Here is a 15,137-nt window from a genome sequence, read left to right as displayed (position 1 = left end):
TGAATACTAATGAATTACCCCTTCAAAAACTCATTAATTTTCTTTCTATCACCAGCAATCCACAAAATATCATCAGATTCTAAAATCCAATGCGATTCTGGATTTAAAATACGTTTTCCGTTGCGTTCGATACCTACGATGATGCCGTGTGTTTTTTCTCTAATTTGCGATTCACGAATGCTTTTTCCTATGCAAACTCGGTTTTTAAGTTCTAATTGTTGTAAGATGATATCTTCTTTTGCTTTAGTTTCAGGAGCATCAATCTCGTGTTTGTCTAGGTAATTCTTAAATAATTTTACTTGTTCGTCTGTACCAATAACGTTGATTTCATCACCAGGAAATAAGCGTTCGGTTCTAATTGGAATATTAATCGTAACATCACCACGTTTAATAGAAGCGATATTGATTCCAAATTGCTCTCTGATTTTTAATTCTTCTAAGGTTTTGCCTGCTAAATTGGATGCTGTAGCGATTTCAAAATCTGCCATGTGTCCATCCCAAGGCGATAATACATTCTGACGTTTGTTGGCTTGTTTTGTAATTTCTCTATCGTTGAAATTCCTCAAGAAATGACCTTCAATTTTGTTGTAAAACGCATGCAATCGTTTTGGGAATAAAATATAGGAAACGATTCCAATAACCAACGCAATAATAGCGATTACTGGAGAGAAAAATTCATTCAATACAAATCCCATATAGAAAAGAGAAAGCGCAATTCTAAAGAATACTAATACGATAATCGGACCTTGGTATTTTCTGACTTGCATTAATTCTTGCACTTGTTCTACGGCCACTCTTCTAAGCGATAAAGCCCATAAAAATGGAGATAAAATTACAACCGTAATTAATGCTGCAATGGCATTTCCAAAACGTGAATCTTCTACTAATGGAAGAATATATTTAGATGAAAGTAGAATAATCGCAACAATAATAATCGAGTGAATAATTACCTGAGTTAAGTAGGCGCGAAGTACAATTTGCCAAGTACTAACCGATTTGATAGCTTCGGTATTGGCGCTGTAACGTTCGATTTTTTTAACCCAACGTCTTGGTAGTTTTTTTTCTAAATAAGACGAAAATGGTGTTGAGAATTTCACCATAAACGGCGTTGTGAAGGTGGTAATAGCAGAAACCGCAACCACAATTGGATATAAGAAATCGCTCGTTACATTTAACGTCATTCCTAATGTAGCGATGATGAACGAGAATTCACCAATTTGCGATAAACTCATTCCCGTTTGTATGGATTGTTTCAACGGTTGTCCCGAAAATAATGCGCCAATGGTAGCACTTAATGATTGTCCTAAGATAACAACCAACGTTAAAATAGCTACAGGAAATCCGTATTTGACTAACATTTCAGGATCTATCAACATTCCGACCGAAACGAAGAAAACTGCACCAAATAAATCTTTTACAGGTTTTACCAAATGTTCAATGTGTTCCGCTTGTGTGGTTTCGGCAATAATAGAACCCATGATAAAAGCACCAAGAGCAGGAGAGAAGCCTACATTTGCAGCAAATAAAACCATCAATAAACATAATGCCAATGAAACAATTAGTAACATTTCATCGGTTAAAAGGTGTTTGGCTTTTTTAAGTAAAGTTGGGATAAAGAAAATTCCCGCCACAAACCAAATGGTTAAAAAGAAAACCAATTTTAAAACGGATTGCAATAATTCACCACCCGAAAATTGTTGACTTACCGCAACGGTTGACAATAAAACCATCATTAAAATGGCTAAAATATCTTGTACAATTAAGGCTCCAATTACATTTCCGGCGAATTTTTGTGTTTTTACACCTAATTCGTCAAAGGTTTTTAAGATGATGGTTGTAGAAGAAATCGATAAAATAACGCCTAAAAATAAGCTGTTCATTTTGCCCCAATCCATCATTTGGCCTACGAAATAACCTAAGGCTACCATTGATATGATTTGGGTGAGTGCGGTTATAGAAGCCGTTCCGCCTACTTTCATTAGCTTTTTGAAACTAAATTCTAAACCTAAACTGAATAAGAGGAAAATTACTCCAATTTCTGCCCAAACCGTTACGCTGTTCATGTCTTTAACCGTTGGAAAAAAACCGAATTTATTTCCTGCTAAAAAACCAGCGACCAAGTAACCTAAAACCAAAGGTTGTTTTAAAATTCTAAAAATTAATACCGCAATGGCTGCAGTGACTAAAATTAGTCCTAAATCGCTAATTAAATTGGGTAAATGAACAGTAGAGGCAGTTAGTAATATTGGCATACATTTGAATTTTTACTAAAATAGTGAAAAGCGTTCAGTTTTCAAAATTTCAATTCTTTATGCGCTTAATTTTATTGTTTTTTTAACGAATTTAGTTCTTGAAGCGTGTAAAATTTCATTTGGTTTGAAACCACAAATTGACAAATCATTTCTAATGTTTTTACATCTACTTCATATTCATTAGTTGCTTTGTTAACTGGTTTGTGTCCGTAGAAAACGACTATTTTATTGTGTTTTTTTGCGTAATTTAAAACTTTAGTTAAGTAGTTTAAACTAAAATGCTCGTAATTGCTGTCGATTCCAATTCCGTTCGCTAATCGAGTTCCGTTATAGAAATTAGCGTTGTCGGCTACTTTTTTTCCCCCTTTTGCTGTTCCTCTTATGATTTCGAAATGTTTTTGTAATTCGTAGTCTAACGTTTGTGTTTTGGCTCCAAAAGGATAGGCATACGATTTAATTTCGATACCTTCTTTTTTAAATGCTTCAATTAATGGAAAAATCTCAACGATCAAGTATTGTTGTTTCTTATTTTTCTTAGTGAATTCTTTTGCATTGAGATGACGAAATCCGTGACCAGCAATTTCGTGCCCTTTGCTTTGAAGTGCTTTTAAATTTGAAATATCAATTGCTGTAAGTTTTTCAAAATTACTCACGCAAAAAGTCGCTTTCCAATTGTGTTTTGAGAGCTGGACATCTGCTTCCTTCCATTCTTTTACGAAGTAATCATCAAATGTGATAACAACCCCTGCTTTTGAATTTGTGGTTGTGGTTTTGGAAGACGAACAAGAATAAAAGAAAAAACCTATCAGTAAACTAATAAAAATAAGTTTTATACTGATAGGTTTTGGCATATTTTAGAAGGAATTAAATCCCCAAATAGTTACTCGGTGTAATTTGCATTAACTCCGCTCTCACTTCTTCAGAAACGTTTAAAGTTCCAATAAAATTATGAATCGCTTCTTTGTTAATTACAGTATTCGTTCTGGTTAAGTCTTTTAAAGCTTCGTACGGATTTGGATAGCCTTCACGACGTAAAATCGTTTGGATAGCTTCTGCAACTACCGCCCAGTTTTTCTCTAAATCTTCTGCGAATTTTTCTTCGTTCAATAACAATTTGTTCAATCCTTTTAATGTAGCTTCAAAAGCGATTAACGTGTGTCCCATTGGAACTCCAATATTACGTAAAACCGTACTGTCAGTTAAATCGCGTTGTAATCTTGAAAGTGGTAATTTTGCTGATAAATGTTCGAAAATTGCATTGGCAATACCTAAATTTCCTTCCGAATTTTCAAAATCAATTGGATTTACTTTATGTGGCATAGCCGAAGAACCAATTTCTCCTGCTTTGATTTTTTGTTTGAAATAATCCATTGAAACATACGTCCAAATATCTCTATCTAAATCGATTAAAATGGTATTGATTCGTTTTAAAGCATCAAAAAACGCTGCAAAATGGTCGTAATGTTCAATTTGTGTTGTTGGAAACGAATGGTGTAATCCCAAACTGTTTTCTACGAAATCGCTTCCAAATTTTCTCCAATCGGTGTTTGGATAGGCAACTTTGTGTGCGTTGTAATTTCCAGTTGCACCACCAAATTTAGCTGCAAACGGAACATTGAATAACAAACGCATTTGCTCTTCTAAACGCTCTACGAAAACTAAGATTTCTTTTCCTAAACGAGTAGGAGAGGCTGGTTGACCGTGTGTTCTGGCTAACATTGGAATGTCTTTCCATTCCATTGCTAATTCTTTCAATTTCGCAATAACACTCACCAAACCTGGTAAATATACATTTTCAAATGCTTCTTTAGTAGAAAGCGGAATTGCTGTATTGTTGATATCTTGAGAAGTCAATCCGAAATGGATAAACTCTTTAAATTCTTGTAATCCTAAACTATCAAACTTCGATTTAATGAAATATTCGACCGCTTTAACATCGTGATTCGTTGTTTTTTCGGTTTCTTTAATCCAAAGTGCATCTTCGGTAGAAAAGTTTTTGTAAATCGCTCTTAAAGAATCGTAAATCGATTTGTCAATTTTGGCTAATTGAGGTATATCAGCTTCGCGCAAAGCAATAAAATATTCAACCTCTACCAAAACGCGGTATTTAATTAAGGCTTCTTCAGAAAAATATGGAGATAATGAAATAGTTTTGCTTCTATAACGACCATCAATTGGCGAAATAGCATTTAATTCTGTTAATTGCATTTTGTAGTGTGTTGTTTAAAGAAGTGCAAATATAGTAAGAAGTTAGAAGTTAGAAGTTAGAAGTCAGAAGTTTTTTGTATAGAATTTGCCAATTCTTCTTTTACAATTTTCATTCCTTCAACGGCGGTAAGTGGTAATACTTTTAACTCGTTTGGTAAATCATAAATTGTAGCTGGATTTGGATCGATATAATAAACTGGAACGTTTTGGTTCACATAATTCATCAATCCAGCAGCAGGATAGACTTGTAATGAAGTTCCGATGATGATTAAAATATCAGCTGTTTCTACGATGTCAATAGCGTGTTCAATCATCGGAACGTCTTCGCCAAACCAAACGATATGTGGTCGTAATTGATTGCCTTCCAAATCAAAATTACCTAGATTTAAATCTTGTTTCCAATCGATTACGAAGTTTTCGTTTGAAATGCTTCGCACTTTTAACAATTCGCCATGTAAATGAATGACTTTGTTACTTCCGGCTCTTTCGTGTAAATCATCTACGTTTTGTGTTATGATGTGAATATCGAAATGTTCTTCTAATTCGGCTAAAATTTCGTGTGCTTTATTGGGTTTTACGGTTAAGAGTTGGGCTCTTCTTTTGTTGTAAAAGTCCAAAACCAATTCAGGATTTTTTTTCCAACCAATAGGAGAAGCCACTTCCATGATATCATGACCTTCCCATAAACCGTCAGCATCTCGGAATGTTTTAATGCCGCTTTCAGCACTGATTCCAGCGCCTGTTAGTACTACAATTTTTTTCATTTTCTTTTCTTTTGCAATTTTATAAAAGTAAAATGCGTCCATAAAGACGCATTTTGATTATACTTTTCCTAAGGTGTAAAGCTGTTCTAATGTTGGACTAGCGCTACCACCAGCCGGTTCTAAAGTAATCCCGAACGCTTGTGGTGATTCGGCATTTTCTACTTTTATAACCTTGGTTGAACTTGTCGCATAGGAGTCAAGTAAACCAATGCTTGTTGGTGTTAAAACAGGTTCTAACTGCAACGACCATACTTGATATACCATTCCTTTTGGTGGTTCAGGCAGCCCTGATGCATCGATGTAAACTGTTTTAGTAGTTTTGTTGTAATAGGCTTTTGCATAAGCGTTTGGTGCTACTTGTTGTCCTGCTAAAGCTACGGCAATATTACTTGTATCTCTTAAAATAGCTAAAACTTCTTCTGATTCTTTCTTCTTTAATTCTAAATCAACAATTGACTCTTGTAATAAGTTTTTTTCGGTCGAAACATTATTCAAGGTTTCATTTGTTTGGTTTAATTTATAAAATTGAAGTCCGAAACCAACTACTAAAACAGCAGCAGCAACCCAACCTGTGTATTGTGCCCAATTTGTTTTCGGTTTCATTTCAATTACTTTGCTTCTTCCTAATAATTCAGCTCTGATTTTTTCAAAATTCGTTGCCGATAAATGAGGAGCAATACTGTGTGATAAATTAATGACTGCTGATTCAATAGCCTTAATTTCCTCTCTCACTTCAGGATATTGTGTTGCCATTTGGTTGACTTCCGCAATTTCTTCATCGGAAAGTTTTCCAAATACATACAATTCTAAAATACCTGATTCTATATATTCTCTACTATTCATTGATCATTAATCTTAATTCATTCATACAATTTCTATTCTGCGTTTTCACGGTTCCTAAAGGAATCTCTAATTCATCAGACGCTTCTTGTTGGGTATATCCTTTAAAAAACAACAAATCAATTAGTTGGATGCACTTTGGTTTCAATTTCTTGATAAACTCTTTAATTCCAATCGCATCTATTTTGTTGATGGTCTTCGAGTTATCGTCAAGTATATGTACGAAATTATCGGTAGACAGGTTTTTCTGATTGTTGTTAAAGTTTTTAGAACGTAATTTATCGATAGAAGAATTACGGGCAATGTTCAACATCCATGTGTATAATCGGCCTTTTGAGGTATTGTAAGTATCAATATTTTTCCAAATTTTAACAAAAACTTCCTGAAGCACATCTTCTGCTTCTTCTTTGTCTTTGATTAAATTGAAAATAATTCCATAAAGACTCTTGGCATAATTGTCATAAAGCAGTGTAAATGACCTATCGTCTTTTTTAAGTAATAGGGGCAAAAGTTCTTCTTGTGTCATGCAATTTTCTTTTTTTTGTCTAAAATAATAAAAAAAGTAGTATTATTTTTGCGATATGGAGAAATTTAATCAAGAGTTGTTAACATATTTAGAAGGTTTTCTTACCGAGAATAGAAAAGATGGCTTTTTACGGGTGTTGAAAAACAGAACTAAACATTTCACTATTGCCATGGAAGATGTGTATCAATTACACAATACAAGCGCTGTAATGCGTAGTTGTGAAGTGTTTGGAATTCAAGAATTGAATGTGATTGAACAGAAATTTGGGAAGCGAATTGATACCGAAATTGCAATGGGTGCTCAAAAATGGGTCGATGTTAATCGATTTAATACCGTTCAAAGTTGTATTGACGAGATGAAAGCTAAAGGATATCAAATTATTGCTACAACTCCACATAATGATTCATGTATGTTGCACGAATTTGATATTTCGAAGCCATCAGCTTTGTTTTTTGGAACCGAGCGAAATGGATTATCGGAAGAAGTAATTCAGCAAGCGGATGGATTTTTGAAAATTCCGATGGTGGGTTATACCGAAAGTTTGAATATTTCAGTTTCTGCGGCTATTATTATCCAAGATATTACGAACCGATTAAGACAATCTAATATCGATTGGCAATTATCTGAAGAAGAAGTTTTAGAAAAACGCCTTGATTGGACACGGAAATCTATAAAAGATATTGAGTTTATTGAACGTAAGTTTCACGAATTAAAAGAAAACGTTTCGGAATAAATTATTTATTCTTCTTTAAGATTTTATAATCTTCATAGCAAGCACTAATAGCATCCATGATTTGCAAGTCGTTTGCAGTTTGGATAAAATATTCAGAATAATTACAGTTTTGAAGGATTAAAGGAATGTCGTCTTTACTAATTTCTAACAAAGCAGCTAACGTTTCTCTGTCAAATTTAGTGGCTAAAAGATTTCTAACAGTATCGTCTTTCTTCATTTCTTTCAGCTTTTTCATTTCTTTTGGTCGTTTTCCAAATACATTGTATAAGAAATCCGCTGGATTTGAAATAGAACCTAAAACCTTTGCAATTGCTCCAGGTTTGTATTCACCACCCTCATAACCTGCTTTTAATCCAGAAATACTGTAACGATAAGCGTCATCGGATACGGGTATTAATTTTGTATCCACTTCTACATAACCTGTTAAATTGTATTTTGCTACAACTACTTCGTCTAAGACGTAGGCTTTTTCACTCAAGTAGATTTTTGTTGGGTTTTCTTTAATCCAGTCGTTGGTTACTTTAACTTTAACAGTTTCGTAACCTAAATACGTAAACAATATAGTGTCATTTACTTTTGCGCCAATTTCAAATGTTCCACTAGGACTGGTTACAGTACCTTTTACACGTGACGTATTGATAACGTGAACATTGCCCATAGGAAGCTTTGTTCCGTTGTGAATAACAGTGCCTTTGATATTTCTCACAATCGAATCGTTTTGTGAAAAACAAAAATTAGAAATCAAGGCAAAAAGAAAAACTACAAAATATCTCATCCTTTAAATTATTGATTCAAAAATACGAATCAAAAGGGGATATTTTGTAGTTTTCTATAAAATTATAAGAAAATTAACGAAAATCGTTAGCTTCTTCTAGGTCTTCTTGGTCTTGATGAATCTCCAGCACTTTCAGCACGTCTTGGAGCTCTGTCAGAAAATCCGCCTTCTCTTCTTGGAGCCGAACTGCTTCTTTCATTGTTTCTTTCACCTCTGAAACCACCATCTCTTCCGCCTTCTCTTCTTGGAGCTGAACCTCTATCGCTTCTGAAACCACCGTCTCTTCTTGGAGCCGAACCGCTTCTTTCACCTCTAAATCCGCCTTCACGTCTTCCACCACCAGAATTTCTTCCGTTGTGATCGCGTCTTCCTCCACCGTCGTTTTTAGAAATTTCAACGTTGATTCTACGACCGTTCATGTCATATCCGTTAAGAACAGACATTACTTTGTCAGTATGTTCACCATCAGTATTAAAGAAAGAGAAACCTTCTTTTACGTCTACTTTAAATACGTCATCACGACCTAAATCTAAAGTTTCTTTGATGAAATCTTTTAATTGCATCCAATCGAAATCGTCTCTTGCTCCAATGTTGATGAAATAACGAACTGGATCACCCGCTCTAATTTCTCTTGGTTCAGAACTTCTTTCTCTATCACTTCCTCTTTCGCCTGTTAAATCACGTTTCGATTTATAATAGTTGATGAATCTATTAAATTCAACAGATACCATTTTCTTAATTAACTCTTCTTTAGATAAACCATCTAAAACTTCATTAATTGCAGGTAAATAGGTGTCAATATCGTGATCAACTTCTGTATCTTTAATTTTATTCGCTAAATGTAATAACTGAATTTCGCAGATTTCAATTCCAGAAGGGATTGTTTTTTCTTGGAATTTTTGTTGGATAATACGCTCGATAGAATGAATTTTTCTCAATTCACTTTTCGTAACGATTACAATTGAAGTCCCTAATTTTCCAGCTCTACCAGTTCTTCCAGAACGGTGATTGTAAGTTTCAATTTCGTCTGGTAATTGATAATTTACAACATGTGTAACGTTATCAACGTCAATTCCACGAGCCGCAACGTCAGTAGCAACCAACATTTGAATTTGACGACCACGGAATGATTTCATTACGCCATCACGTTGTGCTTGCGATAAATCTCCGTGTAAAGCCGCTGCATTATAACCATCTTCGATTAATTTTTCAGCAACTGCTTGTGTATCACGTTTTGTTCTACAAAAAACTACTGAAAAAATGTCTGGATTAGCATCAGCTAAACGTTTTAAAGCTTCGTAACGGTCTCTTGCGTTTACTACGTAGTATTCGTGAGAAACGGTAGCAGAACCTGAATTTTTGTGTCCAACCGTAATTTCTTCTGGGCTCGACATGAATTGTTTTGCAATACGCGCTACTTCAGCAGGCATTGTTGCAGAGAATAACCAAGTGTTTTTCTCGTCTGGTGTGTCCGATAAAATGGAACAAATGTCTTCGTAGAATCCCATGTTTAACATCTCATCTGCCTCATCTAAGATACAAAAATCGATGTTTTTAATGTTTACAAGACCTCTGTTAATCATGTCTTGCATTCTACCTGGTGTAGCCACAATAATTTGTGCACCACGTTTCACTTCTCTAGCTTGTTCTGTAATGCTTGCACCACCATAAACAGCCACAGTATGTAACCCCTTTATGTACTTTGAGTATAATTTAATCTCGTTGGTGATTTGTAAGCATAATTCACGTGTTGGCGATAAAATTAAGGCTTGAGTATTTTTGTTCTCAGCATCAATTTTTTGAATTAGCGGGAAACCAAAAGCTGCGGTTTTCCCTGTACCTGTTTGCGCTAGGGCAACTAAATCTGTGTTTTGTTCCAATAGTACTGGAATCGCTTTTTCTTGTACTTCTGACGGATTCTCAAATCCTAGATCTTTAATCGCCAGCAGTAGCGACTCATTCAATCCTAATTGTTCAAATTTATTCATAAAATATTTTAAATTGGGTGCAAAGGTACGCTTTATAAATCAGATTAACTAATTTGTTACTAATTGATTTTCAATTAATTACATTTTCATGCATTTTTACAGATTTTATAAAAAATGTTTTATAGTTGAATTTGGGATAGAAAAATTGCAAAATGAACTACTTTTGTAAAAAATGATGCGACATGTTTGAACTTTTAGACGTTATTGGAACTTTAGTGTTTGCTATTTCGGGTGCTTTGACTGCTATTTATAAGAAATTAGACTTATTTGGTGTTTATTGTATCGCTTTTGTCACTGCTTTAGGAGGCGGAACAGTTCGTGATGTAATGATTGGACGAACACCTGTCGGCTGGATGTTAGATATCGATTATGTTTACATTATTACCCTTGGATTTTTTCTTTCAGTTGTTTTCAATCGTTATTTAGAGCGTTTGCGTATCTCGATGTTTTTATTTGATACGATTGGATTAGGGGTTTTTACCTTAATTGGTTTAGAAAAAGGTTTGGAATTTGGTTTGAGTCCTGTGGTTTGTGTAATCTTAGGAACTATTACGGCTACTTTTGGTGGAGTAATTCGCGATATTTTGTGTAATGAAATTCCGGTTTTATTCCGAAAGGAAATTTATGCTACGCTTTGTATTGCAGGTGGAATTTTGTTTTTCCTTTTGCAAGAATTACAAATACAAAGTGATATTATTTCATTAATAGTCGCGGTTTTTATTATTTCTTTGCGATTAATTGCTTTTAAATACAACTGGAGTTTGCCTATAGGTTCTATTTTTGCAAAAAAAGAATAAGTTCTTTAACTGCAATTCCTCTGTGACTAATAGTTGATTTTTCTTCCATAGTCAATTCAGCAAAGGTTTTATCAAATCCTTCAGCAACAAAAATAGGGTCATAACCAAAACCGTTTGTTCCGATTTTTTTATCTATGATTTTTCCATTGATGATTCCGGTAAATAAGTTTTGTTCTCCATTAAGATTTAAAGCAATAACGGTTTTAAAGTTGGCTTTTCGATTTGCTTTATCTTTTAATTCGGATAAAAGTTTATCCATATTATCGTTGGCATCTTTTTGTTCGCCAGCATAGCGAGCGGAATAAACTCCAGGAGCTCCATTCAGAGCTTCCACTTCTAAGCCTGTATCATCAGCAAAACAATCGTAGCCATATTTTTCTGTAACATAATTGGCTTTTAGAATGGCATTTCCTTCGATAGTTTCAGCAGTTTCTGGAATATCTTCTGTACAACCAATTTCTTCTAAACTTACAATTTGAATGGTTTTTGGAACTAAAGCTTGAATTTCCTGAATTTTGTTTTTATTGTTGGATGCGAATACGAGTTTCATGAAAAATGATTTTAAAAAACAAAGATACGAAATGTATAAAAAGCAAAAAGTCGAGGTGGAGCCCCCGACTTTTAAGGTGAACGTGTAACCACATTTCTGTGTCGTTCGGTGCAAAGGTAATTGCATTTATTGATTTACCAAGCTTTTTTGAATTTTTATTTTATCAGTGAATTTTTTTAGGCTTAAAATTTATAATAAAAACTTTTTTCTTTATACTTTTGCTTCGTTTTTAACACCTATTATATATCATGGTAAAAGATTTATTCGAAAGAATTCAAAACAATAAAGGTCCGTTAGGAAAATGGGCTTCACAAGCAGAAGGATATTATGTATTTCCTAAATTAGAAGGAGAGTTGGGTCCAAGAATGAAATTTCATGGAAAAGATATTTTAAATTGGAGTTTGAATGATTATTTAGGTTTAGCAAATCATCCAGAAGTTCGTAAAGCAGATGCTGATGCGGCAGTTCAATATGGAGCAGCTTACCCAATGGGAGCTCGTATGATGAGTGGTCATACTAAATATCACGAACAATTAGAAAATGAATTAGCTGCTTTTGTAATGAAAGAATCAGCTTATTTATTAAACTTTGGTTACCAAGGAATGGTGTCTATTATTGATGCTTTAGTAACTAAAAACGATATCATTGTATACGATGTAGATTCTCATGCTTGTATTATTGATGGGGTACGTTTACACATGGGAAAACGTTTTACTTACAAACACAATGATTTAGAAAGTATGGAGAAAAACCTGCAACGTGCAACTAAAATGGCTACGGAAACAGGAGGTGGAATCTTATTTATTACTGAGGGTGTTTTCGGAATGCGAGGACAACAAGGTAAATTGAAAGAAATTGTAGCAATGAAAGAAAAATACAATTTCCGTTTGTTAGTTGACGATGCTCATGGTTTTGGTACATTAGGTAAAACGGGTGCTGGAGCAGGAGAAGAGCAAGGTTGTCAAGATGGAATTGATGTGTATTTCTCAACTTTTGCAAAATCAATGGCTAACATTGGGGCATTCGTTGCAGCAGATAAAGATATTATCGATTATTTAAAATACAATTTACGTTCTCAAATGTTTGCAAAAGCATTACCAATGATTCAAACTATTGGTTCTTTAAAACGTTTAGAGTTATTACGTAATTCATCTGAAATCAAAGATAAATTATGGGTAAACGTAAATGCATTACAAAACGGATTAAAAGAAAGAGGATTCAATATTGGTGATACAAATACTTGTATTACACCAGTATATTTAGAAGGGTCTATTCCAGAAGCGATGGTTATGGTAAATGACTTACGTGAAAACTACGGAATTTTCCTTTCTATTGTTGTATATCCTGTAATTCCAAAAGGAATTATCTTATTAAGAATGATTCCTACTGCTTCACATACTTTAGAAGATATTGCTGAAACTTTAGCAGCTTTTGAAGCTATTCGTGAAAAATTAGTAAACGGAACGTATGCTAAAATTGCAGAAGCAAACGTTCAAAATGTAGAGTAAGCCTTTATAAATAAATACATATAAAAAAGGGATTCAATTTGAATCCCTTTTTTGTTTTATAATAATTCCTTTTTATATGTTCTTCTTCTCTTATTGATTTTAGAATTAAAATGTTTCCATAAATTATGAATGGCATGATTTTCTTCTAATTCTGGAGTTCTGATGCAAGTCTCAATTCCTTTTGCTTGACACACTTTATAGTATTCATCAAAAACAATAGCTGTAACACCTTTACTTTGATATTCAGGTGTAACACCAATTAAATAGAAAACAACTTCTTTTGAATGTTTACGTGCTTGTAACAAATGATAAAAACCAAAAGGGAAAAGTTTTCCGTTTGCTTTTTTAAGTGCTTGAGCAAAACCAGGCATTACAATTGCAAATGCAACCATATTGTCGTCCTTATCCATTATGAATTTAATAAATTCGGGATTGATAAAACCAATATATTTCTTTTTGAAATATTCTTTTTGGATATCATTGATTGGTACAAATGATTGCAGTTTAGAATAAGTTTCGTTAAACAAATCAAACATTTTATCCACATAAGGCATAATGTCTTTTGTTTTTGTGAAATTTAAGCAACGTAATTCATATCTTTTTTTAATTAATTCGCTGGCTTTTTGAAAAGGTTCAGGATTAATACCATTGAAAGAAAAGTCACTTTCTATGTACTCTTTTTCTTTAACCAATCCGAGTTGTTCAAAGTGAGTGATATAATAAGGTAAACTATACCAAGTAATCATGTTTCCCAATTGGTCAAAACCTTCAGATAATACGCCAACTTTATCTAGGTTAGAGAAACCCATTGGACCTTCCATGTGATCCATGTTGTGTTTTCTGCCTAATTCTTCTACTTTATTTAAAAGAGCTTTTGTTACTTCAATATCATCAATAACATCAAACCAACCAAAACGGACTTTTCTTTTTTCTAATAGATTAACTTCTTCCCAATTAATTATGGCTGCAATTTTACCAACAATTTTATTGTCTTTATAAGCCAAATAAAAATGGGCTTCAGCTGTTTTTAATGCTGGATTTTTTGTCTTATCAAAAGTTTCTAATTCTTCAGCAATAATTGGTGGAATCCAATAAGGGTTATTTTTATACAATTCGAAAGAAAACATAACGTAATCTTTCATTTCTTTTTTGGTAAGGGCTTCTTTAATTGTTATCATTTTATTCTACTGCATCTTTTCTTTTCTTCGCTTCTTTTTCACCTTTTTTCTTCATTTTTTTGTCGGTTTTAGTTTCTGTACCGGGTTTTGCCATTTGAACTTCTTCATACTGGTCTGCAAAACGCCATGAAAAACCAATTCCGGCATTCAATAAACCAGGAGTGTCTTTAAGGTTTTTCCCTAATGAAGCATCAACTTGCATGTTTTTGTCAAACAAAAAGGCAGCTCCAATTCTGAAAACACCGTCGCTGTAATAATCACCCATATAGCCTTGATTTTCAATAAATCCCGACCATTTTGCATTGAAACCTCTGGTTAATGTTACAATATAGTTGATAGAAGCAAAATCGGTTCCTATTTTATCGTAAGTTAAGTTCGTTACTAAAACCCATCTACCTCCAAAATGATTTTGAGCAATTGCTGTTACTTTTGGACTAAAGCTAGGCTCTTTTATATCTGCCGGAGCATAATTAAAAGGAGTATCACCCACATTGAAATTTGCTCCAGCATACATTGAAAAAGCCGGAATAAATTGTCTCCATTTGAATTTTTTGTTGGCTTTCCAACTGTAGATGTTCTCTTTTTCTACATAATTTTTAAAGGGATCGTAAATTAAATATTTCGCTCCTAATGTCAATTGTTTGAAACCATTTCTTTTCTCTTCAAAATTACCAACGGTAAGTTTGTCGTTTTGATATTGAATATCTGCAATAACCTCTAATTCTTCTTTCCAAACACCATAGCGAATGGCTAATTCTCCGATAAATCCTTTTGCTTGATATCCTAAAAGATCGTGATCTTCTGAAACATAAGTTACGCCCGTTTCGGTTTGAATGATTTTTTTACCAACAGCATAAGCCATCATCGATTTTCCTGGACGATTAGAATTAATTTCATCCGTAAATTGGCCAAATGTAATTTGTGAAGTAATCCCGAAGATTAAAATAAAAAGTACTTGAATAGATTTCATAAAAAAAGATTTATCTCCAAAAATAGTTATTTTATCATAATTTTATGA

General features: G+C 33.7%; 14 protein-coding genes. 3 read left to right on the top strand and 11 right to left on the bottom strand.

All coding sequences use genetic code 11. The features are described from left to right. Positions 1-14: 14 nt before the first annotated feature. The 6 genes from BP92_RS0105030 to BP92_RS0105005 all read right to left on the bottom strand — a co-directional run bounded on the left by BP92_RS0105030 (position 15) and on the right by BP92_RS0105005 (position 6,590). Positions 15-2,252: a cation:proton antiporter domain-containing protein gene (locus BP92_RS0105030; protein WP_026725050.1), complete on the bottom strand. Its 2,238-nt coding sequence runs from the start codon at positions 2,250-2,252 to the stop codon at positions 15-17. Between the two features lie 71 nt (positions 2,253-2,323). Next, positions 2,324-3,103 carry a polysaccharide deacetylase family protein gene (locus BP92_RS0105025; protein WP_051604395.1) on the bottom strand — a complete coding sequence of 260 codons (780 nt, stop codon included), beginning with the start codon at positions 3,101-3,103 and terminating at the stop codon, positions 2,324-2,326. A gap of 13 nt (positions 3,104-3,116) precedes the next feature. Then, positions 3,117-4,460 (bottom strand): adenylosuccinate lyase, encoded by a 1,344-nt coding sequence (gene purB, locus BP92_RS0105020; protein ID WP_026725048.1) that lies wholly within the window; start codon positions 4,458-4,460, stop codon positions 3,117-3,119. A 56-nt stretch (positions 4,461-4,516) separates the two neighbouring features. Next, a complete protein-coding gene (locus BP92_RS0105015; RefSeq protein WP_026725047.1) occupies positions 4,517-5,224 on the bottom strand; it encodes an SIR2 family NAD-dependent protein deacylase in 708 nt (235 codons plus the stop codon). A 57-nt stretch (positions 5,225-5,281) separates the two neighbouring features. After that, the gene (locus tag BP92_RS0105010) at positions 5,282-6,067 is read right to left on the bottom strand and encodes an anti-sigma factor (RefSeq protein ID WP_026725046.1); all 786 of its coding nucleotides are present in this window, start codon (positions 6,065-6,067) and stop codon (positions 5,282-5,284) included. Continuing rightward, the gene (locus BP92_RS0105005; protein ID WP_026725045.1) at positions 6,060-6,590 is read right to left on the bottom strand and encodes an RNA polymerase sigma factor; all 531 of its coding nucleotides are present in this window, start codon (positions 6,588-6,590) and stop codon (positions 6,060-6,062) included. Before BP92_RS0105005 ends, BP92_RS0105010 begins: the two co-directional genes overlap by 8 nt. 55 nt (positions 6,591-6,645) lie before the next feature. On the opposite strand from BP92_RS0105005, the gene BP92_RS0105000 reads away from it, so the two are divergent. Beyond that, positions 6,646-7,323: a TrmH family RNA methyltransferase gene (locus BP92_RS0105000; protein WP_026725044.1), complete on the top strand. Its 678-nt coding sequence runs from the start codon at positions 6,646-6,648 to the stop codon at positions 7,321-7,323. Position 7,324: 1 nt separating this feature from the next. On the opposite strand, the gene BP92_RS0104995 is transcribed toward BP92_RS0105000, so the two are convergent. Both BP92_RS0104995 and BP92_RS0104990 read right to left on the bottom strand, forming a co-directional pair. Continuing rightward, positions 7,325-8,098, bottom strand: a complete 774-nt coding sequence (locus BP92_RS0104995) for a carboxypeptidase-like regulatory domain-containing protein (protein ID WP_026725043.1) — start codon at positions 8,096-8,098, stop codon at positions 7,325-7,327. A gap of 86 nt (positions 8,099-8,184) precedes the next feature. Further along, the gene (locus BP92_RS0104990) at positions 8,185-10,086 is read right to left on the bottom strand and encodes a DEAD/DEAH box helicase (RefSeq protein ID WP_026725042.1); all 1,902 of its coding nucleotides are present in this window, start codon (positions 10,084-10,086) and stop codon (positions 8,185-8,187) included. Positions 10,087-10,268: 182 nt separating this feature from the next. On the opposite strand from BP92_RS0104990, the gene BP92_RS0104985 reads away from it, so the two are divergent. After that, complete coding sequence (locus BP92_RS0104985) at positions 10,269-10,883, top strand: trimeric intracellular cation channel family protein (RefSeq protein WP_026725041.1); 615 nt, start codon at positions 10,269-10,271, stop codon at positions 10,881-10,883. Here BP92_RS0104985 and BP92_RS0104980 read toward each other — a convergent pair. Next, complete coding sequence (locus BP92_RS0104980) at positions 10,861-11,433, bottom strand: non-canonical purine NTP diphosphatase (protein ID WP_026725040.1); 573 nt, start codon at positions 11,431-11,433, stop codon at positions 10,861-10,863. The two genes, BP92_RS0104985 and BP92_RS0104980, sit on opposite strands and share 23 nt — an antisense overlap. Before the next feature lie 248 nt (positions 11,434-11,681). Between BP92_RS0104980 and BP92_RS0104970 the strand changes: the two genes are divergently transcribed. Then, on the top strand, positions 11,682-12,941 hold the full coding sequence (locus BP92_RS0104970) for an aminotransferase class I/II-fold pyridoxal phosphate-dependent enzyme (RefSeq protein ID WP_026725039.1): 1,260 nt from the start codon (positions 11,682-11,684) through the stop codon (positions 12,939-12,941). Positions 12,942-12,997: 56 nt separating this feature from the next. Here BP92_RS0104970 and BP92_RS0104965 read toward each other — a convergent pair whose 3' ends face one another. Continuing rightward, positions 12,998-14,119 carry a hypothetical protein gene (locus tag BP92_RS0104965; protein ID WP_026725038.1) on the bottom strand — a complete coding sequence of 374 codons (1,122 nt, stop codon included), beginning with the start codon at positions 14,117-14,119 and terminating at the stop codon, positions 12,998-13,000. Between the two features lies 1 nt (position 14,120). Then, entirely contained in the window at positions 14,121-15,089 is a 969-nt protein-coding gene (locus tag BP92_RS0104960) for a transporter (protein WP_026725037.1), read from the bottom strand. Between the last annotated feature and the right edge of the window lie 48 nt (positions 15,090-15,137).

The sequence above is a fragment of the Flavobacterium sasangense DSM 21067 genome, assembly GCF_000686885.1.
GTDB lineage: Bacteria > Bacteroidota > Bacteroidia > Flavobacteriales > Flavobacteriaceae > Flavobacterium > Flavobacterium sasangense.
Note: the sequence above shows the minus strand (reverse complement) of the source record. Positions and strands in the feature narration are given on the sequence as shown.

What these genes read in the sequence shown, in the direction of transcription:
- BP92_RS0105025 (WP_051604395.1), bottom strand. Translation starts at nt 3,103, where the DNA reads ATGCCAAAACCTATCAGTATAAAACTTATTTTTATTAGTTTACTGATA.
- BP92_RS0104995 (WP_026725043.1), bottom strand. Translation starts at nt 8,098, where the DNA reads ATGAGATATTTTGTAGTTTTTCTTTTTGCCTTGATTTCTAATTTTTGT.
- BP92_RS0104960 (WP_026725037.1), bottom strand. Translation starts at nt 15,089, where the DNA reads ATGAAATCTATTCAAGTACTTTTTATTTTAATCTTCGGGATTACTTCA.
- BP92_RS0105005 (WP_026725045.1), bottom strand. Translation starts at nt 6,590, where the DNA reads ATGACACAAGAAGAACTTTTGCCCCTATTACTTAAAAAAGACGATAGG.
- BP92_RS0105030 (WP_026725050.1), bottom strand. Translation starts at nt 2,252, where the DNA reads ATGCCAATATTACTAACTGCCTCTACTGTTCATTTACCCAATTTAATT.
- BP92_RS0104985 (WP_026725041.1), top strand. Translation starts at nt 10,269, where the DNA reads ATGTTTGAACTTTTAGACGTTATTGGAACTTTAGTGTTTGCTATTTCG.
- BP92_RS0104965 (WP_026725038.1), bottom strand. Translation starts at nt 14,119, where the DNA reads ATGATAACAATTAAAGAAGCCCTTACCAAAAAAGAAATGAAAGATTAC.
- BP92_RS0105000 (WP_026725044.1), top strand. Translation starts at nt 6,646, where the DNA reads ATGGAGAAATTTAATCAAGAGTTGTTAACATATTTAGAAGGTTTTCTT.
- BP92_RS0104990 (WP_026725042.1), bottom strand. Translation starts at nt 10,086, where the DNA reads ATGAATAAATTTGAACAATTAGGATTGAATGAGTCGCTACTGCTGGCG.
- BP92_RS0105015 (WP_026725047.1), bottom strand. Translation starts at nt 5,224, where the DNA reads ATGAAAAAAATTGTAGTACTAACAGGCGCTGGAATCAGTGCTGAAAGC.
- BP92_RS0104980 (WP_026725040.1), bottom strand. Translation starts at nt 11,433, where the DNA reads ATGAAACTCGTATTCGCATCCAACAATAAAAACAAAATTCAGGAAATT.
- purB (WP_026725048.1), bottom strand. Translation starts at nt 4,460, where the DNA reads ATGCAATTAACAGAATTAAATGCTATTTCGCCAATTGATGGTCGTTAT.
- BP92_RS0105010 (WP_026725046.1), bottom strand. Translation starts at nt 6,067, where the DNA reads ATGAATAGTAGAGAATATATAGAATCAGGTATTTTAGAATTGTATGTA.
- BP92_RS0104970 (WP_026725039.1), top strand. Translation starts at nt 11,682, where the DNA reads ATGGTAAAAGATTTATTCGAAAGAATTCAAAACAATAAAGGTCCGTTA.